At 34.0% G+C, this 26309-nt stretch carries 32 protein-coding genes and 1 tRNA gene; 7 read left to right on the top strand and 26 right to left on the bottom strand.

Annotation, left to right across the window (positions count from 1 at the left end; all coding sequences use genetic code 11):
• Nucleotides 1–3: 3 nt before the first annotated feature.
• The 8 genes from AC4GZ8_RS08545 to AC4GZ8_RS08510 form a co-directional block, all read right to left on the bottom strand.
• Nucleotides 4–885, bottom strand: a complete 882-nt coding sequence (locus AC4GZ8_RS08545; protein ID WP_491081433.1) for a glycosyltransferase family 2 protein — start codon at nt 883–885, stop codon at nt 4–6.
• Between the two features lie 5 nt (nt 886–890).
• The gene (locus AC4GZ8_RS08540; RefSeq protein ID WP_491081432.1) at nt 891–2000 is read right to left on the bottom strand and encodes a glycosyltransferase family 1 protein; all 1110 of its coding nucleotides are present in this window, start codon (nt 1998–2000) and stop codon (nt 891–893) included.
• Complete coding sequence (locus tag AC4GZ8_RS08535) at nt 1985–3139, bottom strand: glycosyltransferase family 4 protein (RefSeq protein WP_491081431.1); 1155 nt, start codon at nt 3137–3139, stop codon at nt 1985–1987. The genes AC4GZ8_RS08540 and AC4GZ8_RS08535 overlap by 16 nt, the downstream gene beginning before the upstream one ends.
• Before the next feature lie 49 nt (nt 3140–3188).
• Entirely contained in the window at nt 3189–4070 is an 882-nt protein-coding gene (gene galU / locus AC4GZ8_RS08530; RefSeq protein WP_491081430.1) for a UTP--glucose-1-phosphate uridylyltransferase GalU, read from the bottom strand.
• 15 nt (nt 4071–4085) lie between these two features.
• Entirely contained in the window at nt 4086–5909 is a 1824-nt protein-coding gene (locus AC4GZ8_RS08525) for a polysaccharide biosynthesis protein (protein WP_491081429.1), read from the bottom strand.
• A gap of 18 nt (nt 5910–5927) precedes the next feature.
• Nucleotides 5928–6083 (bottom strand): LytR family transcriptional regulator, encoded by a 156-nt coding sequence (locus AC4GZ8_RS08520; protein ID WP_491081428.1) that lies wholly within the window; start codon nt 6081–6083, stop codon nt 5928–5930.
• Nucleotides 6084–6306: 223 nt separating this feature from the next.
• Nucleotides 6307–6975 (bottom strand): CpsD/CapB family tyrosine-protein kinase, encoded by a 669-nt coding sequence (locus tag AC4GZ8_RS08515; RefSeq protein WP_491081427.1) that lies wholly within the window; start codon nt 6973–6975, stop codon nt 6307–6309.
• Nucleotides 6965–7705: a YveK family protein gene (locus tag AC4GZ8_RS08510; RefSeq protein WP_491081426.1), complete on the bottom strand. Its 741-nt coding sequence runs from the start codon at nt 7703–7705 to the stop codon at nt 6965–6967. Before AC4GZ8_RS08510 ends, AC4GZ8_RS08515 begins: the two co-directional genes overlap by 11 nt.
• Before the next feature lie 413 nt (nt 7706–8118).
• Between AC4GZ8_RS08510 and AC4GZ8_RS08505 the strand changes: the two genes are divergently transcribed.
• Together AC4GZ8_RS08505 and AC4GZ8_RS08500 are read left to right on the top strand one after the other, a co-directional pair.
• Nucleotides 8119–8538 carry a helix-turn-helix domain-containing protein gene (locus AC4GZ8_RS08505; protein ID WP_491081425.1) on the top strand — a complete coding sequence of 140 codons (420 nt, stop codon included), beginning with the start codon at nt 8119–8121 and terminating at the stop codon, nt 8536–8538.
• Nucleotides 8498–8638 (top strand): anti-repressor SinI family protein, encoded by a 141-nt coding sequence (locus tag AC4GZ8_RS08500; RefSeq protein ID WP_491081424.1) that lies wholly within the window; start codon nt 8498–8500, stop codon nt 8636–8638. The genes AC4GZ8_RS08505 and AC4GZ8_RS08500 overlap by 41 nt, the downstream gene beginning before the upstream one ends.
• Before the next feature lie 52 nt (nt 8639–8690).
• Here the strand turns inward: AC4GZ8_RS08500 and AC4GZ8_RS08495 are convergent, their stop codons facing one another.
• Nucleotides 8691–8921 (bottom strand): hypothetical protein, encoded by a 231-nt coding sequence (locus AC4GZ8_RS08495; protein WP_491081423.1) that lies wholly within the window; start codon nt 8919–8921, stop codon nt 8691–8693.
• Nucleotides 8922–9154: 233 nt separating this feature from the next.
• Between AC4GZ8_RS08495 and AC4GZ8_RS08490 the strand changes: the two genes are divergently transcribed.
• Entirely contained in the window at nt 9155–9469 is a 315-nt protein-coding gene (locus AC4GZ8_RS08490; RefSeq protein ID WP_491081422.1) for a DUF3889 domain-containing protein, read from the top strand.
• A gap of 44 nt (nt 9470–9513) precedes the next feature.
• Here AC4GZ8_RS08490 and AC4GZ8_RS08485 read toward each other — a convergent pair whose 3' ends face one another.
• The 9 genes from AC4GZ8_RS08485 to comGA are packed head-to-tail and all read right to left on the bottom strand — an operon-like array spanning nt 9514 to nt 14325.
• Complete coding sequence (locus tag AC4GZ8_RS08485; protein WP_491081421.1) at nt 9514–9708, bottom strand: YqzE family protein; 195 nt, start codon at nt 9706–9708, stop codon at nt 9514–9516.
• A gap of 35 nt (nt 9709–9743) precedes the next feature.
• Nucleotides 9744–10259 (bottom strand): shikimate kinase, encoded by a 516-nt coding sequence (locus AC4GZ8_RS08480; RefSeq protein ID WP_491081420.1) that lies wholly within the window; start codon nt 10257–10259, stop codon nt 9744–9746.
• A 42-nt stretch (nt 10260–10301) separates the two neighbouring features.
• Nucleotides 10302–10682: a competence type IV pilus minor pilin ComGG gene (comGG, locus tag AC4GZ8_RS08475; RefSeq protein ID WP_491081419.1), complete on the bottom strand. Its 381-nt coding sequence runs from the start codon at nt 10680–10682 to the stop codon at nt 10302–10304.
• Nucleotides 10679–11116, bottom strand: coding sequence for a competence type IV pilus minor pilin ComGF (gene comGF / locus AC4GZ8_RS08470; RefSeq protein ID WP_491081418.1), 438 nt, complete (start codon nt 11114–11116; stop codon nt 10679–10681). The genes comGG and comGF overlap by 4 nt, the downstream gene beginning before the upstream one ends.
• The gene (comGE, locus tag AC4GZ8_RS08465) at nt 11106–11531 is read right to left on the bottom strand and encodes a competence type IV pilus minor pilin ComGE (protein WP_491081417.1); all 426 of its coding nucleotides are present in this window, start codon (nt 11529–11531) and stop codon (nt 11106–11108) included. Before comGE ends, comGF begins: the two co-directional genes overlap by 11 nt.
• Nucleotides 11419–11865 carry a competence type IV pilus minor pilin ComGD gene (gene comGD / locus AC4GZ8_RS08460; RefSeq protein WP_491081416.1) on the bottom strand — a complete coding sequence of 149 codons (447 nt, stop codon included), beginning with the start codon at nt 11863–11865 and terminating at the stop codon, nt 11419–11421. The genes comGE and comGD overlap by 113 nt, the downstream gene beginning before the upstream one ends.
• A gap of 2 nt (nt 11866–11867) precedes the next feature.
• A complete protein-coding gene (gene comGC, locus AC4GZ8_RS08455) occupies nt 11868–12227 on the bottom strand; it encodes a competence type IV pilus major pilin ComGC (protein ID WP_491081415.1) in 360 nt (119 codons plus the stop codon).
• A gap of 9 nt (nt 12228–12236) precedes the next feature.
• Complete coding sequence (comGB, locus tag AC4GZ8_RS08450; protein ID WP_491081414.1) at nt 12237–13268, bottom strand: competence type IV pilus assembly protein ComGB; 1032 nt, start codon at nt 13266–13268, stop codon at nt 12237–12239.
• Nucleotides 13258–14325 (bottom strand): competence type IV pilus ATPase ComGA, encoded by a 1068-nt coding sequence (gene comGA / locus AC4GZ8_RS08445; protein WP_491081413.1) that lies wholly within the window; start codon nt 14323–14325, stop codon nt 13258–13260. Before comGA ends, comGB begins: the two co-directional genes overlap by 11 nt.
• 211 nt (nt 14326–14536) lie before the next feature.
• Between comGA and AC4GZ8_RS08440 the strand changes: the two genes are divergently transcribed.
• Nucleotides 14537–14608: transfer RNA gene (locus tag AC4GZ8_RS08440), tRNA-Gln, on the top strand.
• A 452-nt stretch (nt 14609–15060) separates the two neighbouring features.
• Nucleotides 15061–15309, top strand: a complete 249-nt coding sequence (locus AC4GZ8_RS08435; RefSeq protein ID WP_026558763.1) for a DUF2626 domain-containing protein — start codon at nt 15061–15063, stop codon at nt 15307–15309.
• 50 nt (nt 15310–15359) lie between these two features.
• Here the strand turns inward: AC4GZ8_RS08435 and AC4GZ8_RS08430 are convergent, their stop codons facing one another.
• Nucleotides 15360–15992, bottom strand: coding sequence for an MBL fold metallo-hydrolase (locus AC4GZ8_RS08430; protein ID WP_491081412.1), 633 nt, complete (start codon nt 15990–15992; stop codon nt 15360–15362).
• Nucleotides 15993–16249: 257 nt separating this feature from the next.
• Between AC4GZ8_RS08430 and AC4GZ8_RS08425 the strand changes: the two genes are divergently transcribed.
• Nucleotides 16250–16423, top strand: a complete 174-nt coding sequence (locus AC4GZ8_RS08425; RefSeq protein WP_491081411.1) for a DUF2759 domain-containing protein — start codon at nt 16250–16252, stop codon at nt 16421–16423.
• A gap of 46 nt (nt 16424–16469) precedes the next feature.
• On the opposite strand, the gene AC4GZ8_RS08420 is transcribed toward AC4GZ8_RS08425, so the two are convergent.
• The 6 genes from AC4GZ8_RS08420 to AC4GZ8_RS08395 all read right to left on the bottom strand — a co-directional run bounded on the left by AC4GZ8_RS08420 (nt 16470) and on the right by AC4GZ8_RS08395 (nt 22949).
• A complete protein-coding gene (locus tag AC4GZ8_RS08420) occupies nt 16470–16781 on the bottom strand; it encodes an MTH1187 family thiamine-binding protein (protein WP_491081410.1) in 312 nt (103 codons plus the stop codon).
• Nucleotides 16782–16802: 21 nt separating this feature from the next.
• Nucleotides 16803–17921 (bottom strand): YqgU-like beta propeller domain-containing protein, encoded by a 1119-nt coding sequence (locus tag AC4GZ8_RS08415; protein ID WP_491081409.1) that lies wholly within the window; start codon nt 17919–17921, stop codon nt 16803–16805.
• Nucleotides 17922–18196: 275 nt separating this feature from the next.
• Nucleotides 18197–19300 (bottom strand): M14 family metallopeptidase, encoded by a 1104-nt coding sequence (locus AC4GZ8_RS08410; protein ID WP_491081408.1) that lies wholly within the window; start codon nt 19298–19300, stop codon nt 18197–18199.
• 129 nt (nt 19301–19429) lie between these two features.
• Nucleotides 19430–21331 carry an LTA synthase family protein gene (locus tag AC4GZ8_RS08405; RefSeq protein WP_491081407.1) on the bottom strand — a complete coding sequence of 634 codons (1902 nt, stop codon included), beginning with the start codon at nt 21329–21331 and terminating at the stop codon, nt 19430–19432.
• A gap of 373 nt (nt 21332–21704) precedes the next feature.
• A complete protein-coding gene (locus AC4GZ8_RS08400; protein WP_491081406.1) occupies nt 21705–22661 on the bottom strand; it encodes an ROK family glucokinase in 957 nt (318 codons plus the stop codon).
• Nucleotides 22662–22754: 93 nt separating this feature from the next.
• Nucleotides 22755–22949: a YqgQ family protein gene (locus tag AC4GZ8_RS08395; RefSeq protein ID WP_491081405.1), complete on the bottom strand. Its 195-nt coding sequence runs from the start codon at nt 22947–22949 to the stop codon at nt 22755–22757.
• Nucleotides 22950–23281: 332 nt separating this feature from the next.
• Between AC4GZ8_RS08395 and AC4GZ8_RS08390 the strand changes: the two genes are divergently transcribed.
• Nucleotides 23282–24712, top strand: coding sequence for a carbon starvation CstA family protein (locus AC4GZ8_RS08390; protein ID WP_491081404.1), 1431 nt, complete (start codon nt 23282–23284; stop codon nt 24710–24712).
• A 54-nt stretch (nt 24713–24766) separates the two neighbouring features.
• On the opposite strand, the gene AC4GZ8_RS08385 is transcribed toward AC4GZ8_RS08390, so the two are convergent.
• Entirely contained in the window at nt 24767–26230 is a 1464-nt protein-coding gene (locus AC4GZ8_RS08385; RefSeq protein ID WP_491081403.1) for a spore germination protein, read from the bottom strand.
• Nucleotides 26231–26309 lie beyond the last annotated feature (79 nt).

Here is a 26309-nt window from a genome sequence, read left to right as displayed (position 1 = left end):
CAACTAAGCTTTCGTTTTAGACATAATTAAAAAATATAAAAGTAATCCTAATGGAGCTGCGAAAACTGTTACTATTTTCAAGGGAGATTCTATAATAAATCTCTTATTCTTAGAAATTAGACTACTAGAGACATAATGAATAGCCTGCCTAAATTTGAAATTCATACTGCCAAATGATAACTTCATTAACTCCTTCCGATAGAATGCAAAACCTTTTGGATTAATCCGATACTGCTTTAGCATATTTAATGATGAACCATCGGGTAAATATTCTACGATACAAAGGACTTCATTTATTAATAGCATTGGATATTCTTCGTCTAACTTGTGGTATTTGTATGCAAGCCCTACATATTTTTCATTTTCAAAGACAGGGTATGGGTATTTTTTCGTTAAATCAGACCTATAAATAAGCTTTTTGTCTCCAGCTACACCAAATTTATTGTAAAGATCAAAAAGAGTTGATTGGTTAATATTCTCTGGTATTTTTGTGCCTATAACCTCTCCATTCTTAAATGCATCAAGACCGATTATCCCGCTTACCTGATCATTTCCGTTCTCTTCCCAGAATGAGAGGATCTTTTCTACCGCATCAACCGGCATATAATCGTCTGAATCAATACAAACATTTAATTCTGTATCAATATGTTCATATGCTGTATTATGAGCACCATGCATTCCCTGATTTTCCTGTTTTATATACCTTATCTCAAGAGTGCCTTCTTTTTTCCACTGATTAACTAAATCCTCAGTATTATCAGTAGATCCATCATCGATAATTAACCATACAAAATCTTTGTTTGTTTGTGACTTTAAACTTTCATAGCAAACATGAAGACAATATGCTCTATTATAGGTTGGTGTGAACACAGTTAAACTCTTCAACAAATTCACCTCACCAAATCAATATAAAAATCATTAATAAAATTTGCAGTATTTTTTATATCATATCCTTGTTTAGATAGAGCTTGTTTTGGAATATTTCGACTAACATCCCTAGTAGAGGTTTTTCTTATTTCTTCTACCCATATGTTTTTATTATCTATAGGTAAAAATTTCACCAGATCCATTTTCATATCCACTTCTTTAGTAATATTTTCCGAAATCAAACACCCCAATCCTCCCCCCTGTGCCTCAATCAAAGTTACAGGTAAACCTTCATGAAAAGATGGAAAAACAAATAAATCAAATGCTTGTAACAAGCTATTAATATCACTCCGAACCCCAAGAAACTTTACCTTTTCTTCTAGTCTCAATCTTTTCACTTTTTCTTCTATGTCAGATCGTAAAGTACCATCACCAACTAAAACTAAATCAGTTTTAGGTTCAACTTTTATTAGTTCATTAAAAATATCAATTAAAAATGCATGATTTTTTTGGTGATTAAAGCGTCCTACATGTCCTAGAACTAAGCTGTCTTCCTCTACTCCAAGCTCCTCTCGAATTTTATCTCTGATTTTCTTTGAAAATGTAAATTTCTCCGTATCAATCCCATTTTTCAGTAGTTTGGATAAATCGGCTTTGTTTTTAAATAACCATTTTGCAGCTAAATTTGAACATGCCAAATAATGGGTCGCCGCTTTTTCAATATTACCACCTGCATATTCTTTATATAGTTTTGCAGCAAAACCGCCTTCACTCTGTGTATTATGACTATGGGCTATTCGAACCGGAATTCCAGCTTTCTTAGCAGCCTTAAGAACAAAACCACTCATTTTATCCATGTGAGAGTGAACAATTCTATAATGATTATTTTCTTTGAAAAATTGCTTTAAATTCTTTATGTAATGAAAATGTCCTCCATCCGTAATGTAAGGGATGCGATGGATTTTTCCACCCAAGTCTAAAATTTCTTGATCGAAAACCCCTTCTTTGCATGTCAAAAAGTCAAATTGTATTTTTGATCGATCGATATAGCGATATAAATTCATAATGAGTGTTTCCGCTCCACCACGATTCATATTGACAACGACATGTAATACTCTTACTGGGCTACCCATCTTATCCCCTCCATTTCTTCCATAAATTTCTCATATAGACGACTCTTTTCAATTACAATTGTGTTTACACTATATGTCTTTTCAATTCTGTCTCGCCCATTCCTACCTAAAGTTGTGAGAAGGTGCTGTTCTATTACAAGAAGAACGATTTTTTCAGCCATATTATTTGTATTTTCAGGGTCAATAGTCCAACCATTGTATTCATTCACAATAAGTTCATTATGTCCCCGATTCTCAGTCGCAACCACTGGCAACCCACACGCCATCGCTTCCATAATATTAACAGGCAATCCTTCACGTAAGCTTGAAGCTACTGCAATATCACACATCGGAAGGATGTTTACAATATCATTTCGATATCCTAAAAAATCCACCATATGATTCACACCTAGTTCTGAGGCTAATTTCTTACAGGAATCTTGAAGTAGTCCTTCACCTGCTAACAAGAGTCTTGCATTTGGAATTGAATCTTTAATTTTTGCCAATACCTTTATTAAAAATTGCTGATTCTTGTTTTTATTAAACTCAGCTGCGTAAAACATCAAGAAGTCATCCTCTTTATATCCAAATCTTTCTCTTCTTTTTCGCCTATCTTCCTTATCAATAGGCTTAAACCGTGATGTATCTACTCCTACACCATGAACATGCTCAATCTCACTTGCCCGAAATCGATGAGAAATGGCTAGATTGTAATCTTCCTCATTGATCGTAATCAAGCAATCTGTATGCCTGGCAAGCCCCCTCTCAATCGGATAGTATAGAAGCCAATTCATGACCGGGCCACCCTTACAGAAATGAAAACCGTGTGCTGTATAAAATACCTTTGTTCCCTTTTTTCTGGCTTGCTTTGCTGCCAGGCGTGTAAGAACACCGCCCATTGGTGTATGACAATGGATAATTTTATAATCATTTTTGTTAATGACTTCCTTTAGACCTTGAAAAGCTGCAATATTCTTTGTTTGAAACGGTGAGCGCTGAATCGGGATATTATATTTCTGATCTACATACGGAAGTTCCATCTCTCCACTTGCTGCAATGTGAACCTCCCAGCCCTTTTCTTTGAACCACTTCAAAATAGGAAGGTGGAAGGCTTTAAAATGATAATCAACGGTAGCACAGAATAATACTTTATTTGCCATTGTTTTCACCCTTTTTTGAACATGAAAAAAACACCCAATGGTAAGGGTGTTAAATCTCTGTTACTTCTTTTTCAATGACATTGCATAAAAAGTCTAATAAATCATGTTTAAGATCTTCCCGCTGTAAAGCAAGTTCAATTGTTGTTTGGATGAAGCCCATTTTTTCTCCTACATCATAACGTTTCCCTTCAAAGTTATACGCATAAATGGCTTCAAATTGATTTAATGTTGCGATTGCATCTGTTAATTGAATTTCTCCGCCAGAACCCGGTTGTTGTTTTTCTAGCATTTCAAAAATCTTCGGGGTTAGGATATAACGTCCCATAATGGCTAAATTTGAAGGTGCATCTTCTTGCTTTGGCTTTTCGACTAGATTGCTAACATTATAGAACCTTTCCCCAATTTCCATTGCATCTACAATTCCATATCGCGATACTTCTTCATCTTTTACATGTTGAACTCCAATGATCGATGCATTGTATCTCTCATACTGTTCAATCATTTGCTTTAGGCACGGTTTTTCAGCTTTGACAATGTCGTCACCAAGAAGAACAGCAAACGGCTCATCACCAATGAATTTACGCGCACACCAAATCGCATGCCCCAACCCACGTGGTTCCTTTTGACGAATATAATGAATATCTACAAGTTGGGATGCCTTTTGAACCTCACTTAATAACTCCATTTTCCCTTTTTCTAACAAAGTGTGTTCTAATTCAAAAGAGTGATCAAAATGATCTTCAATCGCCCGCTTTCCTTTCCCCGTAACAATAATAATATCTTCAATCCCTGATTCTACCGCTTCTTCAATAATATATTGAATTGTTGGTTTATCTACTATCGGAAGCATTTCCTTTGGCATTGCTTTTGTTGCTGGTAAAAATCTTGTTCCTAATCCTGCTGCAGGAATGATCGCCTTTCTAACCTTCAACCTTTGCACTCTCCTTTAAACTGACACTAATTTCTTTTGATAACTTACTCGCTCGTTAGCTAAATCTAAAAGCATGTTTCTTAAATGCTCTCGTTCTAGCAATCTAAAATTATTAATAATGTAATCTATTTCTTCTATATATAGTTGCGATGTTTTTCCAATATAGATTTTCGGATAAATTTGGTCTTCATGAATCTCATCTTTCTTTAAAAGTTCTTCAAATAATTTTTCACCAGGCCTCATTCCAGTAAATTCGATGCCTATCTCATCAATATTATTACCTGATAACTTTATTAAGTTTTTTGCAAGATCTACAATTTTCACAGGATCACCCATATCAAGAACGAAAATCTCGCCGCCTCTTGCTAAAGCTCCTGCCTGAATCACTAATCTTGATGCTTCCGGAATTGTCATAAAGTAACGTACCATATCGGGGTGAGTAACAGTAACAGGACCTCCATTTTGAATTTGCTTTTTAAAAAGAGGTATAACACTGCCTCTGCTTCCTAACACATTACCAAATCGAACAGCAACAAATCTTGTTGAACTAATCTGATCAAAATGTTGAATAAGCATTTCAGCAAGTCGTTTTGTGGAGCCCATAACACTCGTTGGATTAACAGCTTTATCCGTTGAGATCATGACAAAGGTCTCAACATTATGTACACTTGCAGCTTGTGCGATATTCTTAGTTCCAATGATATTATTTTTCACAGCTTCTTCAGGACTTCGTTCCATTAGTGGTACATGCTTATGTGCTGCTGCATGATAGACCACATGAGGTTTATAAATATCCATTACCTTTAGGAGTTTGTCAAAGTCTTGAAGATCAGCAATTTCTGTCTTGATTTCGATCCCAGTATCTTTAAATGAATCTATTAACTCCATTTCAATTGTATAAATACTATTTTCGCCATGTCCAAGTAAAACTAATGTTTTGGGATGGAATGTAGAAATTTGCCGGCATATTTCAGAGCCAATTGAACCACCTGCCCCAGTAACAAGTACAACCTTATTAGACACATACTCACTTATACTATTAATATCGAGTTCGATCGCATCACGTCCAAGAAGATCCTCAACCTGAACATCACGAAATTGATTAACAGATACTTTACCAGTCATTAAATCCTCGAGCATTGGAATCATTTGTGTTTTTGCATTTGTTTTAGCACATTCTTTAAAAATATGATTGAGCTGCTTTTTACTTAAAGATGGAATACATATAACAATATTTGCAATGTTAAGTTCTTTTGTGATTTTCTCTATTTCATTAACACCCCCTATAACAGGAATGCCTAAAATATCTAACTTTTGCTTGTTCACATTATCATCAACAAATGCTACAGGTATAAGTTCTGCATCGTGGTTTTGAAGAAGCTGCCTTGCTACCATTGTTCCGGCTGCACCCGCACCGATGATTAAAGTGCGTTTTTTATTTATTGCATGTTTCAGATATGTATCACGATAAATTCTCCAAAGAAATCTTGAACCACCTATTAAAAGAAGATGTATCATCCATGTTATGGCTAATATACGAAAATCAATTTGTTTTTGAACAATTTGTTGGACAACTGCTGTTACGATAATCGTATAAGTTATGACTTTAAATATAATGATGAGTTCACCAATACTAGCATATTCCCAGGCCTTTTTATAAAGCTTAAATAAAAAAGAAAATAGATGATGACTAAACAATAATGTTATTGAGATCACAAAAACAGAAAGAGTTAATGCCTGTAAACTCGGGTTTATTAATGCATTGCTAAAATAAATGGTCGATAAGACAATCAGTGAATCTAATCCAATAAGTAACCAAATTCGACTCCGATATGACAATGGCCCTCACCTCCTTATTTAATTTTCTGTTGTTTTCTTTAACATAATCGTTCTTTTTTTGATTGCATAATCAAGCTCTTTTTTGAATTGCTCAAGCTGTTCTAATGATGCATCCTGGTTTATGTATCGCACGAGCTTTTTCATCACCTTAGGAAAGCGATCAAATTCTTTCATAGGTTCAGCTCCTTTATTAAAATAATCACTTATAAGTCTCGAAATTTAAGATTTATAAGTGATTATTTTAATTTAATAGGGCATCTAACCCTTCCTCACACCATACTATTGACGACACGCGTCTAAGGTATTTCTACCCACAGCATGGCCGAGTGCCTCCTTTGATAATGGCAAGGAGACATCGCCTGAATATATTCTTAATAACGAACACAAAGCGAAAAAACTAGGCTCTTTCGTTTAATATAACTCCTAAAACTTTTGCCCTTACTAAATGCAATAATCGATTTGCTTCTACAGCCTTTTCTCTATCCGTTTTACCACTCTTTACTACTAGAATAACTCCGTCACATTGTCTAGCTAATAGCTTCGTATCAGTTGTTTCAAGTACTGGAGGACAGTCAAAAATGACCGTATCATACTCTTCTTTTATATCTTTAATAAAATATCTCATTGCATCTGACCCAATAATTTCCGTAGGATTCGATGGAATAATACCGCTGGTTAACAAATCCAATTTACCAATTTGAGTTTGAAAAATAGCTTCCTCTAATTCAACTTTCCTCATTAACACATCCGTTAGACCATAAGAGTCTTTTAGGTTAAAAGAAATATGTAATTTAGGTTTCCTCAGATTTGCATCTATTAATAATACTCTTTCACCTTGTTGTGAAATTGAGATCGCCAAATTAATGGCTGATGTTGTTTTCCCCTCGCATGAAGATGGTGATGTAATAATTAATGTTTTGTACTTATGATCTATGGAAGAAAATTGAATATTGGTTCTAATTGTTCTATACTGCTCCGCAATTTCTGAACTAGGGTTAGTGTATGTAACAAAATGGCGTTTTGTCATTTCCTTCAGAACCTTTTTCTTGTTTAGTTTAAGAACCAAATGTCTCACTCCTTTGTTCAAAACTTGTTATCTTTCCTTTTTTCTTCTGCATATTCTTCCTTTTCATTTTATTCACTGTTCCGAGAACAGGTATACTGAGTAGTTCTTCTACTTCATACTCTTTTCTAATACTGTTGTTTAGAGAATCTAGTAAAAATGCAAGCCCAATCCCAATGACAATGCCTCCTATAAAAGCAATAATTATCGTTCTGTCTTGATCCTCGTTAATAGGAATTGGAATTTCCTTTGCTTCTGATAATAATCTAACATCCTTAAAATCCATTATTTTAGGAATCTCATTTTTATAGGTTTCAGCAACAGTATTTGCTATCGTCGCAGCTTGCCCAGGGTCAGAGTCAACAACACTGATCGTTACGACTTGAGAATTCTCTATACTTTCAACACTAATTTTTCCACTTAGAGACTCTGCAGAATAAGGAAGGTCTAATTTTTGCACAACTTTCTCTAACACAGTAGAATCCTGAATGATCACTTTTAATGTTGTAATAAATGTATTATCAGCCCCAATAATAATTCTGGCTGTTGATTGATACAAAGGACTGTATGTTGACACAGAGTAAAAGGCACCAGCAGAAGTTGAAATAATCGTAATAAGTAAGATTATCCATAAGTACCTTTTGATGATCATAAAAACTTCTTTCAAATCGATTTCTTTTGGCTGCTTAAATTCATTTAAACGTTTATCATCAAGCTTTTGAAAGCTAGACATACATTTCCCACCTACTTTTCGTAATTAAGAACGCCTATGTAAATAACCTCATATTTTTTTCTCTAAAAATAGGATAGTTTACTATAAAGAACAAGTCAATCCTTTTTAATGAATTTTATGTATTTTTCTGACTTTAATAGTTTATAGTTTTATGTTTGTCTAAATAGTATTAAAGATTCATTGCTGTGCATAAAATAAGCGTATTATACTCACTACAAATATATGTTAATTTTTAAAATTTAAAAAACTCTTAAATTTACCATTTTTTCGCTAAAAAGAACGTTTCTTTCTATTATTCTTTAAATATCTCTTATTTACATATGATTCCTTGATTTTATTAAGAACGATTTGTTTCATATAATGAACTTTATGGAGGGAAATTTTGTAACAATAGATGACAAGGAGACCAAAGCATGGTTGGAGAACGATTAAGGGAGTTGAGGCTGGAGAAGGGATATTCGATTAGTGAATTAGCTGAGCTAGCAGGTGTATCAAAATCTTACTTAAGCTACATTGAACGAGATGTGCAAAAAAATCCCTCTCTTCAATTCTTAAGAAAGATAGCTTTAACTCTTGAAATAGAGGTAGAAGATTTATTAGGATCATCCCCTGCTTTTGATCACTCAAATGAGTTTGTTTTTGATGATGAGTGGAGTAAGTTGTTACATAAAGCAATTGAAGAAGGCATGAGTAAGAATGATTTTAGAGAGTTTCGTGATTACCTCAAATTTCGAAAGTGGAAAGAAGCTAATGATCAAAACCAAAACACCCTTATTCAGGAGGACAAGCCGAATGACGGAAGTGAAAGAGCAATACACCAAAAATCAGATTGATATTGAATGGGTGGAATTAATTCAAGAAGCAAAACAGATTGGATTATCATTTGATCAAATTCAAGCATTTCTTCAACAAGGTGGAACCTCTGAAGAATAAAAGGCCGTCTTATGACGACCTTTTATTCTTCCAGTTGATGATGGATGCTGCTTCAATCCCCGCCGCCTCCGCCACCATCTCCTCCTCCAAAATCTCCACCATGTCCATCAGATGAATCATGATGATCATTCTTGTTATGAGAGTCTCCAATGAAATTTGGAGGAATAAAAGTAGAATTTTCTTTTCGGTCCTTAGTATTATTTTTGGATTTACTACTTATAACCAGTGCGCCAACAATAAATAAACATGTAATAAATATAATCAATAAAATAAAACCTTCCATAAGAATACCCCCTCCTTACATGATAAACATAATCAGGCTTGTCATCAATCAAATAAAAAGTACAATGGTAAATGATATTGAATGGATATTATTTTTGTTGTATCCCCTTCTAGTTTATCAGAATCACCTATTTTTTTATAAAAAAGTATAAATGACTAATAAGTATCACATTTATTCCGATGTATGAATTTATTTCCTTTGGTAAAAATATGTAGTAAGGATGGTGTTCATACGTGAAAAAATGGATATTTCTTCTTACTGCTTTATTCGGATTTACGACGATGCAGGTTTCATTTTCTCCTGAGGTTCAAGCAGTTTCTCAAAAAACGTGGGAGGATGTTGCTGTAAAGGAAACAAAAAAACGATATCCGCTATCACAGGTATTGTTTTCACAAAAAATTTGGGATAAAAAGAAAAAGGATATTACCGTTAAACAATATCGGTTAACATTGCGTGAAGGTATGCAGGACTTTGCCGTTTACACTACAATTACTTTTGATTCAGAAACTGGTGAAATTAAAAAGATACAAGTTATTCCTGAAGCATAAAAAGCTGACATAGTCATTGTCAGCTTTTTTGTTGATGCCTTTAGTTAGTGTTGCTTTCTTTTATTCATAAAAAGTTTAAAGGCAAATGGCAATACACCGAACCAGCGGTTGCTATAGTATGCTGTTGAAGAATCTTGATTTTTCCGTTCTTCTTTTTGCTGTTTTCTTGTTTCTTTTGGGGTATCCATGTATTTAACCAGTTGCTGTGTTACATATTTTACATAGTCATTTGTAGACAAGGCAATACACCTCAATTATTAATTGGTTTCTACCTCTATCTATTTCCAATTTCGTTTTCTTTTAGTCGCGTAATGATTTCTTTCACAATATCTTCAATATTCTTCTGATCAGTCTCGATTAACATTGTACAGTCCTTGTAGAAGTTTTCACGAGATTTGTAAAGTTGATATAGCTCGTCCTTTGATTTTTTGCTTGCTAGGGGTCGATTTTGATCAGAATAAACTCGTTCATAAATTGTATCAATATGAGCGTGCAGCATGACAATATGACCATGTTCTTTCATCCAGGCTCTGTTTTCTTCCTTTATGACGATGCCTCCACCTGTTGTAATAATGAAATTTTCAGTTGGAAGTTCTTTTAATACTTTTGTTTCTTCAAGTCGAAAAAATCGCTCACCTTGTTGTTCAAAAATTTCTTTTATGCTTTTATTTAATTTCTTCACAATTTCTTGATCTGTATCTAGGACTGGAAGATTCATTTCAGCTGCTAGCTGTTCTCCTACAGTCGTCTTGCCCGCTCCCATAAAACCTGTTAAATAAATTGCTTTCAACACTTTGGTCCTCCATGTTTTCTTTCTACAATACCATATTTCTTAATATTCAGACCAGAATATGATTTCATTTTTTATTCGATCAAATCGATATAATGCTGTATATTCTTTATTTTCATTGGTTTGACATATTAATTGAACCTCATATATCCTTTCATCATTAGTTGAAACTGTATAAGAAAAATAGCCGTAATTCGTATGAAAGATAGTAGGATCATCAACCTCTACTTCCCCCTTTTTTAAGTCACTTATTGATTTCTTTACTGCAGCATTCATTAAGTTTTCAAGTAGATAGTATTGCTTCGTTTCTTCAAAAAATTTCTTTTCGCTAATTAAAAGTGTTGAAATATGCGCTACGATCAATAAACAAAATAAGGCAATGACCATAACACTAGGAAGAATAAATCCTCTTTGGTTTTTCATAATTCTACTAATTCCTTATACGAACGGAAAATATGTGAATAATTTATTCCAGCTTCACTAACAACAGATAATTCTAAACCTGAATCACTTTGTTTGAAAGAAACAGCCTTAACCTTTAATAACATAATTTCATGACCTAGACCTTCAACCTGTCTTCTTATTAGATTATTGTATTTATTGATACTAATATTTTGGCCTTGTTTATTAATAAATGTTATGTTTGACTCATTGACCGTAATATCACTTGATTCTTTGATTTCTCGATGGAGCTGAATAACAAAAAGCTCCCATTCATATGGTTTTAAATCATTAGGATGTTTGGATTGCGATACTAAAAAGTGAAACACGATTGTTATTGATGAAATAATGAATATGTATATGAGGAAGGTAAGTAACAAATTCAATATTGTATACCCCCGTTCATTATGGCACAAGAAGGCAAATTGATTTAGTTTTTTTATAATAATTTGTCCATTCCAAGCAGGCTTTTTTATCCGACATATCCTCCTTCCATATGAGTTTGTAGGCTATATTGTCCCGAATAATCGTTTCATTTGTCTTATTATTATTTTGAAAGGATATATATTGTATTTTTTCGTGTAATAATTTTATTGCTGTTAAAGATTGCTTTGTGTTAGCGCGTTCTTGTGTTAATAAAACAAGCTGTGGTATTAAAATCGTAACGACCAACAACCAAATGCTAAAGGCTGTTAGAGTTTCTGCTAAGGAAAATCCCCTACAATTTTTGAATAGAAAATCGACCCTTTCCAAGATAATATACCACCTTATACGTTTGTGCTTTATATGAAATATAAATAGTCCCACCCTTCTGGATCGATCCGTTTCCATTATAGCCAATCCGATTTGAGAAGTTTGTAGCCTGTATAGTTATCTCCTCATTGTATTCCCTTTTTACAAGTGGCTCGCTTACCCTATTTCTTACAATGGAGTATCTATTCTCGGTTGGTACAAAAATAATATAAGTTAATTGTTCATTTACTAGCGCATATTGCTGGGCATACATCATGTCCTTTTCAAATTGATGCAAAAACGTATCAATTACTTTTTGATTGTAAATCGGCAAGATATTAGTAATAAGAACAAAGCTCATAATACTTACAATCGATAGGACCAAAATCGATTCTATCAAGGTAAAACCATTTTTTTCACCCTCAAGCTTCACCTTTAGATTCCAACCTCTCCAGTAGAAGAAATGACAACATTATCTCCATTAGGACATATTGGTTGTTCGCGTAAATATCCTTCATCGATTAAATCTTTTAATGTTGGAATTTTCTGGTTGTCAATATGATAAGATGTTGCCTGGGCTTGAACCATATTTATTAATCCTTCACACCCCTTCTTTTGAATACCTTGATTATGTTTCGTAACATTAGGAATTGTAATAAGCAATAAAACTGAGATGACTAGAAGTACGACTAACATTTCTATTAAGGTGAACCCGAATTCACTATTTTGTTTTATTTTACTGAGAAATTTTGTGCAACGGTTCTCGATTAATGTAAAACCTGTTTCTTTTTTCATTGGACCCTCCTATAAATTTTCCATCATTTTATACATCGGAAGCAGCATTGATAAGTAGACGAACAAGACAATAACACCAACAAATCCATAAATAGCTGGCTGAATAAAGGTTATTATTTTAATAATTGTTTGCTCCAGCTTTTCTATAATGAGTTGGCTATAAGTATAAAGTTCTCTTGAGAGCTGTCCATTTGCTTGTCCATGTAAAATTACTAATGGGAGCTCCTTTTCATAAAAGCCCCGTTTTTCAATAATTGTGTGCAATTGTTCTCCAGCACTTAGCCTATTAATTAAATGAGTTCCTTCCACTTTAAAGAACGGCAATAGGTCCTGATTTTGAAATACTTTTAAACTCTCAAAGGTAGACATTCCCCCTTTTAACAAATTACTTAACTGTAAAGAGAAAAAATAACTATGTAGAATCATAAAAAGTCTTTTTATAATCGGTATTTTTATTAGAATCAGCATTTGTTTTTCAATCGTCTTCTTTCGAAAAATAAAAAAGTAATAACCTAATAATGCGATGAATAGACCTGCAACTAGAAAACCAGACCATTTTAGAGTTGAAAAAGTAACAACGAGAAAAATTGAGAAGAAACTTGTTTCAATATTCATCGATTGATACATCTGGTCAAATTGTGGACTTATGAAAAAATGAACAATTGACAAGATGATCCCCACTGTGAATAAAAGAAAGATTGGATACCGTAATAACTTTCCAAGCTTGTCCAACTGCGTGATTTTTTTTTGTAATATATCACTGCATTCGCGTAATGAAAATTCTAAATCACCATGTTGTTCTGCAAAATAAAGATAACTGATCACATCACGATGAAAATGGAGTTGACTAAGAGCTAACCGAAACGTATTTCCAGATGAAAGGTGTTTTAGACAATGGGATAAGTCTGCTTTTTTATATCCATGTTCATTTAAATAAATAAAGTTTAGTGCTTCATTTAATGTGTATCCTTTGTCTAACAAGGAGCTTAATCTGTTAAGGATCATTGTTTGATCTTTTAATGTCCATTTTTTATTCTTCATGATGAAATACCCATCGATCATACGAATTCGGATACAGGTACCCTAAAGCTATCCCCTTCTTAATCACATCTTTTAACGTTGGGTAATGGTATTCACTTATTTCTCCTTTTGCCTCCTTTATGACAGCTGTAAGATTTCTTCCATACAGTAACTCATAAATACTTAATCGTCTTTTTTGTCTAAGCTTTTTACAAAATGGAGAACAATTACCTTCACAAAAAGGACATTTTAGTTGAACTAGCCTTTGGGCTGAAACTGCTATTAACGTTTGTTCGATTTCAGAAAGGCTCACATCAAATTCCAGTAAGCGATATATGGCTCCTTTCGCATCTCTTGTATGCATCGTCGAGAGTACCAAATGTCCTGTTAGACTAGCCCTTATAGCAATTTGAGCTGTTTCCCGGTCCCTTATTTCTCCAACCATAATGATGTCTGGGTCATGTCTTAAAATTGCTTTTAAGCCAGCTGCATAGGTAATGCCGGCTTTTTCATTGACTTGAACTTGCAGCACCTCTTCACTTTTTGTTTCAACTGGATCTTCAAGAGTGATGATATTTCGATTAAAATGTCTCTTTGCGTAGTGGATGAGTGAGTATAATGTTGTCGTTTTGCCTGATCCGGTTGGACCTGTGAAAATCATTAATCCATGTGAGTGGTTTAAGATAGACAGTAGTTTGTTTGTGGTAGCAGGAAATAAAGATAAGTGAGTAATAGGTGGTATTTTTTCTTGAGGCAGAATTCGTATCACGAGACTCTCTTCATGAATAGTGGGTAATGTTGAAAGTCTTAAATGAACATTAATGTTGGTTGTTGAAAGAGACAAAGCCCCATTTTGCGGTCTTCTTCTTTCTCCAATATCCATTGAGGCAAGAAATTTCAAATGTGATATTATGCGACCGCAAATCTCCTTTTTCATAGAATGCTTTTCAATTAAATCATCATCAACTCTAAACTGTATAAGAGTCTCATATTCCTTTGGTATGATGTGGATATCTGATGCACGTAACGCGCAGGCTTCTTCAATAATACGCTCACTAATCAGTTCAATGGATTGCACCTTGATTACTCCTTCCCTTAAGATAAAATCATTGTACAAAACATTCTCAGAGTTCGCACATCACGATAATGACAATTTGCCATGGCTAATACTAAAATTTTTGTATTTTGTGTAACAAATTTTTCATTATTTTGTATAGATAATGGAAAATTACACATAATAATTTACGAGAAAGGTTGATACTTTAACCTGACCATCAAATGAGGAACATTGGGCTATAGCCAAGCGGTAAGGCAACGGACTTTGACTCCGTCATGCGTTGGTTCGAATCCAGCTAGCCCAGCTAATTAATAAAAGCGTAAGCTCCTTAATCAATCCCGGCAAGTATAAGACGATTTGGAATAGAAGTGTTCTTTGTCTTCAATTCCAAATTCGTCTTATGACCTCGAGGAGTTAGACGCAAAAACTAAGTACAAAATTTCTTTCTTTAAAAGACGTTTGCAATCATTAGCAAACGTCTTTTTAACCATCTAGATCATTTTTAATCTAAATTTCAATTGAACATTTTTTTCCCATCTTTATTTTCTCTTTAGTTTGTGAATACTAGCTTGTAAACGCTATTTACAATTATATAATGGGTACATTATAATAATTAGAGTGGTGGACTTGTATGTCATACTATTATTTGTCAAAAGCGATCTTTATGAAGATGATTTTTGTGCACTTTTAAGATCAGATTTTTGTATTAATGACTCATTTTCAGCTTGAGGCAAAGTCAACAAAGGAGGGATACATATGGATCGTATGTTCCGAGTATTAGGTTTCTGGACAGGAATCTTCGCAGTAATGTTTTATCTTGGAGACATGAAGACTACTTCCTTACTCTTTTTCGGACAAACTGGATTTTTTGTCTTCTTATCTTACTTAAAATTATCCGAGCGCATGTACATTTACATTTTTGGTGCTTACCTCACGATCTTCTTTGTCGGATTTACGTACTGGACAACATTTATGATGATTCCAGGACAAAATATGGGACATTAATTTCATCAAAAAACAGGCAGCTGTCAAGTATTGCTGCCTGTTTTTTGATGTTAAAATCCATTTAAAAACGGGTTTGTTTCCATTTCTTGTTCTATGCTTGTTTCAGGTCCATGCCCTGATAAAACAATTGTTTCTTCTGGTAAAGTAAGAAGTTTTTTATGGATGCTATTTAGTAATTGGTCATGATTCCCGCCTGGTAAATCAGTTCTACCAATACTTCCAGCAAATAAGGCATCTCCTGAGAACACAACGTCCGCTTCTTTAGCATAAAAAGAAACGCTTCCAGGTGAATGTCCAGGTGTTTCATAAACTTGAAGAACGAAGCTTCCTATTTCTAACCTACCTTCTCCTTTAATCAGCTCATCTGGATCTGATACAGAAACTGCTCCAGCCATAAAGAATTGCGATCCGTTTTGGGATGGATCAGATAGCCATTCTTTTTCATTTTTATGTACATATACAGGAATATTCCATTGCTTTCGAACATCATCTACTGCACCTATGTGGTCAAAATGAGCATGAGTTAAAAGGATCGCGATGGGTTTTAATTGTTGTTGTTGAAGAATGCTAATTAATTTATTTCCATCGCCACCCGGGTCAATGACTAAGCATTCTTTCTTATCATTAAAGTAAAGATAACAATTTGTTTGTAAGGGACCTAACGGAAGTTGTCTCCATTTCATCATTCATTCCTCCAATTTTTCAATTGATTATATTGTACACTATTCTAACAAATGTTGATAATCTCATAATTGCTTAAAAAAGAATAAGAATGGTTAAGATAATCATGCAATGGTTGCAATCTGACAGATATGGAAAATAAACTCGACAAACGCTATGAAACCGATTAAAATATTAGAAGGACTTGTTATTTAGTATTGTTGTTTTCAAACAAACACGCTTTTTAAAAATGATCTACATAGAGTAAGGGGGCTTTTTAATGGGCTTAGTTATTATTTTCGCGCTAGTAACCATTCTTGCGATCTTCGGACTTATTCGTTCACTTAAAGACAAGAACCTTCTTGGTGCGTTCTTTGCATTTGGTACATTAGCTGTATTCGGATGGTTTGCTGTAATGACATTTATCCATCATGGATTTCCTACAGCGCATTAATAAGAAATGTAAACCCCTTAGCAGCTGCTAAGGGGTTTTTTACTCGTTATTTCATGTGCTTTTCAACACTTGCAAGCTTGCCTTCCATCGTTGTAGTTTTATCTCTTCGGTCGTCGATTCTAATATTTGTTGCAACCCTTTGTATTCCTTTATGAAATGGGGTCTCATGTATTGCTGTTATAACCTCAAAAAGAGTAGGAAGTTCTCCTTCAATGATCGTATTCATTGGGGTTAATTTATATTTTATTTTCCCCTCTTCCTCAAACCTCTTTAAAATGTGTTGAATATCAGCTACATATTCACTAACACTTGGCGTTGTTGTTCCTATTGGGATAACCGTTATGTCTACAATTGCCATCTTAACATCGTCCTTTCACATTTAATTCAATGAAATTAGTTCTTTTATTGTCTTATTTTTTAGATCAATGATTTTTTCTAATCTTGGGCCATAAAGGGCGAATTCTCCATTTGGTGAAAGTTTGATTGGAAAATTCTCAATGCTTTCAATAACGATCATTTTCTCACTCGTTTTCGGTGAAAAAGAAACTAAGGAATAATCATTTTTCTCTTCATTTACCTCAAACATGTAATACAGATTATCTGTGCTATTAAAATCATGATAAGGAATAGACCAATCAGAATAAAGAGCAACCAATCGTGTAGGCATTTCAGCTATCCTTTTTTGGTCTTCAATATCATAAAAACGAACAACGGCTGTACCAGTTTCGTCAATTAATTCAATTGTTGTTAATAGATTTTTAAAATTAGTATTAGCTACAACATTTTCAGAAATCATTGTCTCAGACTGATCTTCAAGGTTATGTAAATATAATGGTGCTGTCAAGGAAGGTTCTTCTTGATCCCATTTTAAATAAGACACTTTCTGATTACTTACCCATTGGATAAATGGGATGTCTATTGGATTTTCAATTATCTGTCTGTGTTGTATATCGATCAGTTGTGTCTGGTACGACCAATCCTCTTTAAAGCTTGTAACAATAAGTTGATGATGATTGAATTGATTCCATGTAAATGAAAGTTCAAATGATTCAAGCTTTGTCTGGTACTGAATATCTCCATCACGATTTAAAAAGAGTAATTCTGCCTCGTAGCTTGATGGACTTGTATGGACTAAAAACAAACTTTTATCTTCATTTGCCTCCATTTGGACAATTGGAGCATCTGATTTATAAAATATTTGTGATTCTCCTGTATAGAGGTTGTATGTATGTATTTCAGATCCCTCAGCATTGTTTATGATATAAAACACTGTTTCATCGTCTAGCCAATCAGTTACTGAATGAAATAATTCTTCTTTTACCTTTAATTGAAGCTTCATGTTTTTTTCATTGAGCTGATTTTCCGGTTCTTTTTCTGAAATGATCCGCTCTTTATTTGGTTGTAGCTCTTGACTATTCTCTTGTTGATGAGATGGAATACACCCTGACAAAAGAAGCTCGATTAACAACATGATTGAAAAAATTTTTGTTAATCTCATCAACGTTTTTTCACCTAGCTCTCCTTAAAATCATTAAAACTATATATCGTTTCTTATTTAAATATACGTATTTAAACAAAAAACGTTTCAATTTTCTCTTAATTTATTAAATAACCTCTCGGTAAGATTCCTCACTTAACGTAACATACTCTTTATTAAAAAGCCATGTAAAAAACGTGTCCAAATGGGTAAAACTTAGTTACACCTTCTGGAAATTTCAAAAAAGATGAATGCCTTAATATACAAAATTAGACACTCATCCTTTTTACTATTTTTCACATATAAAGTGCTGAATAGAAGATTCCTTTACTCTTTTTAAAAATATCATCAAACTGCTCAAATGGAAGAGGGTTTACTCCATTACCTAGTTCAATTGTAAAACCGGGCTTTCTCCATTTATTCACATACCAGTCTCTAAATCCAGCATGACTATCAATATCTCTCACAGCTTTATAACCACTAAGTTTCTCAAACTCTTTGACAATGTGTTCAGCTTCCTCTGGTTCTTTACGTAAATACCCCCAATAAATTTCCTCCCCTTGCGTGTGAAACGCCAGGACCCGATCAAAACTTGAGTTCTCTACTAATTTTGCAAGTGCAATTGCTTCAGGTTCTGTAAGTGGAGCATCACCGGGGTAATCTCGTGGAGCCGGTGTTTTTGGTATTTTCCGCTTCTTTTCAATCTCCCAATTAACTGGATACTGATTGTTAAGATCTATCCCTCTAATGTTAGCTTTCCACTGTGAGAAATCAATACTTAAATCATTCATTTGTAAAAGTGCTGCTTCATAATCAGTTTGATCAGGTAATCCCTTTAATACAAGATCAACGCCATCTGGATTTACCATTGGAACAAAGGAAATTGTCGTTTTATTATAAAGGTCTAACACGTTTTGATTTTGCATTGACGACTCTTTACATAAAAGTTCAAGATATTCATGTAGCCAATGCATCATAATACTTGTTGTAATCCACTCATTAGCGTGAAAAGATCCATTCATATGAATTTTTTTTGGGCCATTCCCTATTTTCAATTCAATTATCGGTTTCCCTAATACACTATAACCAATCACATTCTTCTTAATAAAAGGATACATAATCTCTAGTTTCTCAAGGTCCTCATATAGGAGTTCAGAATCATAAGGCTTATTTGTATATAGATAATGATCATCTATCGAACCTTTATTCTCTGGTATATGAAATAAAGAATGATCTTTTATTCTTTGAATACAACTCATGGGTACTTCTAATTTTGTATTAGCATCAAATTTCTTTTGAAACTTCATATTTTTATTACAATCCATTATAAGCTGACGATCTAGCTGTAAGTGTTCTGAAAGTTCTTTGAGTAAAATGGTTTTATTTAAGCAAATGATCATAGCCTGAACCTCCATTAATCTATTTACTTACTATAGACTATGTTAGCCTTGGTCATTTGTTATACATTACTTAAGAATAATTAAATTGATAAGAAAAGGACTGACTAAATGTAGCCAGTCCCTTCTTCATTAATCTTTTTTGTTTTCTATTGTCTCTTTAGTATCTACTTCAGCTTTATTATCTCCATAAAAACGGAGTAAGTCCCCATAGATAACTTCATCCGAATAATTCAATTCTTGTTTTGCTTTTTCCATATATGGATCACATACAGATTGATCTGTTGGCTCACCTGTTTCTTTGTCATAACAGAAGCCTCTTGTATAAACATTATTCTCTGTGATAAAGCTGCCATCTCTTAGTACAGTAAATGATAATTTGTCATCAGAAAAAACATCTGTACCAAATTGAATGTGATCACTCGTATCAATTCCAAGTAGGCTCATAATCGTAGGGCGGATATCAATTTGTCCTGCCACTTTTGTAAATGTTTTAGGATTTTTATCTGTAACCCCTGGAATATGAACAATAAATGGTACACGTTGTAATTGAATCGTCTCAAATGGAGTAATTTCTCTTCCTAAGAACTTCTCCATGGCCACATTATGATTTTCTGAGATTCCATAATGGTCACCATACAAAATAATGATTGAATTTTCATAAACATCTGTTTTCTTTAATTCCTCAAAGAAATGTTTAACAGCTTCATCCATATATCGAACTGTTGGAATATACTGGTTTAATGTTTTACTATTTGAATCAAATTCATCAATGAATCGATCTTCTTCCCCAAGCTCAAATGGGAAGTGATTGGTTAATGTGATTAATCTAGTATAAAATGGCTGTGGTAATTCATCGATATGCTGAACAGATTGTTCAAAGAAATCAATATCTTTTAATCCCCAACCAATGGAGTTTTCTTCTGTTACTTCATAATCATTAACATCGAAGAAACGATCATACCCGAATGCTTGGTACATCAAGTCACGATTCCAAAAACTTTTATTATTCGCATGGAAAATGGAAGAGTAATATCCATGTTCTTTTAAAATTTCTGGTGTTGCTGTGTACTCGTTATTACTATTTGTGAAGAATACAGCACCGCGTCCTAATGGATATAATGAATTATCCACTAAAAATTCTGAGTCGGATGTTTTCCCTTGGCCTGTTTGGTGATAAAAGTTCTCAAAATAATAACTTTCATTGATTAAGTCGTTTAAGAATGGCGTTATTTCTTCTCCGTTTAATTGCTCATTTATCACAAAGCTTTGCAAGGACTCAAGTGATAATAAAATGACATTTCGACCTTCTGCTACCCCATGAAGATCCGCTTGTGGTTCTTTACGGTTTGCATTCACATAGTTCTCAATCTCAGTTAAGCTATCACTGTCTGCTAAAGCACGTTGTGCAGATGTTTTAGATTGTAAAACCACATCATAAATATGGAAGTTATATACACTTATATTTTTCACAAGCATTTCACGGTCAAACGAACGTGTTAAAAGCTGTGGACGCTCTGCTTCAGCTAATCCTAAATTAAAGAAAAAAACGGATGCAACCAAAAGGAAATAAGCTAATTTTTCTTTTTTTGTTAAAACTGATGATGTTCTAAACGTTGGCTTTCTTAATAACCAGTATAAAATCACAATATCAACAAACATTAATAAATCACTAGGTAGAAATAGGTTCGTAATACTGCTTCCTAAATCTCCCATGTTGCTTGTCTGAAATAATACAGGAATTGTTAAAAAGTCATTAAAGAAACGATAGAACACCATGTTAGCAAGTAAAAGGGCTGTTACAAAGATACTTGCTCCAAAAATATAACGGTTTCGATTCTTTTCCTTCAAAAATAACCCAAACCCAAATAGTAATAATAAAAAGCTTAATGGGTTAATGAACAGAATGAACTCTTGTGTAAAATTTTCAATTTTAATATCAAAGCTAGTTTTATAGACAATATATGTTTTTACCCATAGAAATAACGTTGCTAAAAGTAAAAACGAAATTTTCGAAAAAGATTTCTTGCGCACATCTACTACCTCCTCATCCACAGGACAATCACGCTTTTCTCTTTTATGTTTTCCAATTATTAGGTTACATGTTGAACAACTAAAACATATCTTAATACTTTCTTTACAAAAAATCAATGCTTTTTAATACTGTCATTACAATAGCCTGATAGAATTATAATGTTTAGCTTATTCTCTATACCCTACTATTAGACGTTTCAAAACCTAAAAAGTTTCGTTTTGATATAAAGTGTAAAAATTCAGAAAATTAATTAATTTTTATTTACATTTTCTTTACAAAATCCCTAATAATAAAAAGGAGCACTCATCAAATGAGGCTCCTTTTTACTATGTCCCTATTTTAAACATTTTATGGATGATTGTTTATTCTTCATTATTTATTCAGTAGCTTTGTTTTCACAAGCCATGCCCCGCCAATGACACCTGCGTCATTGCCAAGTGTTGCAACTGATATAGTAGCTGCTTTTGCCACTCGCGGGAAAGCAAATCGTTTAAAATAATGATCCACTTTTGAGATAAGGCGATCTCCTGCTTTAGATACCCCGCCACCAATAACGATTTTTTCTGGATTTAATCCATTAGAAATATTTGCAAGGACAAGACCTAGTTGGAACGTAACATAATCAATTACTTCCTCAGCAAGTGCGTCACCTTGCTCGAGAGCATCAAATACATCTTTTGAGCTTATATCTGATTTATTTCTAAGAGTGCTTTCTTGATCTGAAGTTTGAAGTTTCTCTTTAGCAATTCTTACTATGCCTGTTGCAGAGGCTATAGTCTCAATACACCCAGTTTTTCCACATCCACATAAAGCTCCGCCTTCTGGAACTACAGTGATGTGTCCAATTTCTCCACCTGCACCATTTACACCATGAATGACTTCTCCATTTGAGATAAGCCCTCCACCTACACCTGTGCCAAGTGTTACACAGATTAAGTCTCTCGCTCCATCTCCTGCACCCTTCCACATTTCACCTAGTGCAGCAATATTTGCATCATTGTCAATAATAGCAGGCAACCCTGTTTCTAATTCAATATGATCACGCAAAGGGAAATTCACCCATCCTAGGTTTGGAGTTTCATAAATTAAACCTTTTTCTAAATTGACAGGACCAGGTGCCCCCATCCCTATACCGCCAAGTTTAGCCTTTGTAAGACCTAGTTGTTCAAGTTTTGTATCAATTGCTTTTGCAATATCTGTTGTAATTGTTTTTCCTGTCTTATCGGTTGGAATTTCCCACTTTTCAACAATTTCACCATAATAATTAATAAATGCCATCTTAATTGTAGTTCCACCTAAATCTATTCCCACTAACCATTTCTCATTCATTCAAATCACCTTTTCCTACTATTATATATGTATTATAGCAAACGTTTTCACATTTCTTTTTGAGATGACCTATAGTATCATCTCCTTTGTATTCTACCGCTTTAGCTTTTGGATTTCTTGTCTTAAAAGAAGGATAGCCATTTGGTAATCCTTTGGTTCAATTAGACTAGATTGATACAATTGTTTTATTTCTTCCTCCATCAGCTCCAAATCAGCTATACGGTCACCAATGTATATGATCGTTCCGAACTTTTTTAACAGTTGTTGTACATCATAAATGGTTTTCAAATGGTCACCTACTTACTTCTGAAAAATACTTTTACACTATTAATTTAGTACTACTATAAAGTATAAAGAAAAACAACCAAGCGTCAAGAAAACGTTTAAAATTAAATGGAATATTTGATTAATATATTTTTTTTATTTCTCTCCAAATGTATTTTAATATATTAAAACTTATAATGTCTGCCTATAAAGCGGATTCATTTTTCTTAATGATAACAAGTAATTCTTGTATTTTTCTGAATAATTTATTTTTTCTAAAAAATATATTGTTTTTTATTAGATACAAGTTTAAAATAGTGTTACTTATTACATCGGGATTACGGAGGGAACATAAAATGGTAACATTTATTTTATCTGTTTTCATATTAATTATTGGATATTTAGTCTATTCAAAAGTGGTTGAAAGAGTATTCGGAATAGATGATCAGCGAATCACACCGGCATATGCAAAAAAGGATAGTCTTGACTATATGCCAATGAGTTGGTGGAAGGCTTCCTTAATTCAGCTTTTAAACATCGCTGGGCTCGGACCTATCTTTGGAGCAATTATGGGAGCTTTATATGGTCCCGTAGCATTTATTTGGATCGTGATAGGTTGTTTATTTGCAGGTGCTGTACATGACTATTTTTCTGGGATGCTTTCAATCAAGCATGGCGGTGAGCAATACCCAACATTAGTCGGCAGGTATCTAGGAAATTCAGTAAAAACAATTATTAATATTGTATCTATTGTTTTAATGGTTTTAGTTGCAGCTGCGTTTACAGCAGGTCCAGCTCAGTTGGTTGACCAGCTTACTCCATTAAGCTATTCATCATCATTACTACTTATCTTTGTTTATTTTGTTTTAGCAGCAGTATTACCAATCAACAAACTGATCGGAAAGATCTATCCTATTTTTGGCTTAATCTTAATTATTATGGCTATATCTATTGGTTTTGCCTTATTCTTTATGGATCATTCCATACCAAATCTAACTTTCGAAAATTTACATCCAGGAGAAATCCCAATTTGGCCTTTATTAATGGTTACAATATCTTGTGGTGCTATTTCCGGCTTCCATAGTACACAAAGTCCGATTTTGGCTCGTACACTTAAGAAAGAGAGCGATGGAAGAAAAGTGTTTTTCGGTGCAATGGTTGCAGAAGGAATTATCGCATTAATTTGGGCTGCGGCTGGTATGACATTTTTCGGAGGGCCAGACGGATTACAAGGCGCACTTGCCGAAGGAGGAACAGCTGGCGTTGTAAACGAAATTAGTAAAACCACTTTAGGACAATTTGGCGGAATATTAGCAATCTTAGGGGTTATTATTTTACCAATTACAACAGGAGATACAGCTTTACGTTCGTCTCGAATGATGCTTGTCGAGTTATTAAGTAAATTCGGAAACTTTGATTCAAAAATCAAGACGATTCTTATGACTATTCCTGTTGTAGTTCCAACATATTTATTAACACAAATGGATTACACATTTTTATGGCGTTATGTAGGATGGACAAATCAAGTTGTAGCAACGGTCATGTTATGGACAGCAGCTATGTATTTATTAAAAAACGGAAAGTTTCACTGGATATCTTCAATTCCAGCGTTATTTATGACAGCTGTAACAGGATCTTATATCTTTTACGCACCTGAAGGATTCCAACTTTCTTATCAAACATCAATGATCTTCGGTGCAATTATCTTTTTAGCCGTACTCATTTGGTTCTTAACACAATTGAAAAAACATAAAGGTCATCCTATTTCTTTCGAAAAAGCAGCATAATATCGGAGATAGACAAGGCTAGCTCAAATTGAGCTAGCCTTTAGTGTATTGTGATTATCTATCCGGGTCCTGCGGGTGCAAGAATGGCGGACGTCTGTTTTTTAACGGCATTGGAGAGCGAAATAGTACATCCCGCATAGCTCTATAATTAAATGGAATGAAAGGATACAGGTATGGAACATTGAATGATTTCATCCGAGCAAGCATAATAATCCAACCTGTAAATCCAACAACAAAACCAATTGCGCCTAACCATGCTGTAAAAATCAGTAATATGATACGATATATCCTATTTGCCAAGCCTAATTCATAACTTGGGGTTGCAAATGTACCAATTGCAGCAATAGCCAAATACAAGATTACTTCATTTGTGAGTAACCCAACTTCAACTGCTACTTGACCTACCATTAATGCTGCTACTAATCCTAATGCCGTAGCTAAAGAAGAAGGCGTATGAATAGCAGCCATCCTTAATACATCAATCCCCAGTTCAATCAACAAAAATTGAACTAGTAATGGAACTTTGCCAGGATCTTCTATCCCGATATATTTTAAATTATCCGGTAACAACTCCTGATTTTGTGCTAATAAATACCAAAGAGGTAAAATGAATATAGACGCCCATACAGCTATAAATCGAACAATCCGCAAATAAGCTCCTACAACTGGCTTATTTCGATATTCCTCAGCATGTTGTAAATGGTGCCAAAAGGTCGTTGGGGTAATAAGTGCACTTGGTGATCCATCAACAAAAACAATGACATGTCCTTCATAAAGATGTGCCGCTGCTGTATCTGGTCTTTCCGTATATCTTACAACAGGGTAGGGGTTTAAATGTCTTCCAGAAATAAATTCTTCTATTGTTTTTTCCCCCATCGGCAGTCCATCTGTATCAATTGCTTGTAAAGATTTCTTTAAATCTTCTACATGTGACAAATCAGCGATATCTTCTAAATAACAAACAACCACATCTGTTTTGGAACGCCTACCTACCTGTAAATATTCCATTCTTAGTGAACGATCTCTCACTCGGCGCCTTGTTAAAGCAGTATTAAATACAATCGTTTCGACATATCCATCTCTTGATCCACGCACAACGCGTTCCATATCAGGCTCTTGTGGACCACGAACAGGATACGTACGAGCATCAATTAAAATAATTTGGTCTATACCATCAACGACAAGAGCAGTTGGTCCTGCTAATACTGTATGCACTACTGTATTTAAATCATCTGTTTTATCAATTTCTACATATGGAATATACGTTTTTAGTAATTTTTCTAGGGTATGTTCTTCCAGCTGCTCTGGAGTGAGCTCAGATAAATATTTCATCAAATAATGGAGAATGTCATCCTTAACAAACCCATCAACCATGAATAAGGCCATTTCCCGACCGGCATACTCGAGATCTAATTGGATCACATCAAAGCTTTTTTTAACCCCTAGGCGTTCATTTAAGTAAGCAGTATTTTCTTGTAAACTTTTCGTCGCTATTTTTTTTTCAACTTCATTAGACATATGTTTACTCCATTTCGCTTCACGATTTGTTACTCATCTTTGACGAAATATTGGTAAAACATACCTGAATAATTTCTTT

This window comes from Metabacillus sp. RB-C-LZQ-3-1 (assembly GCF_058315175.1).
This window is presented reverse-complemented; position numbering and strand designations above follow the sequence as displayed.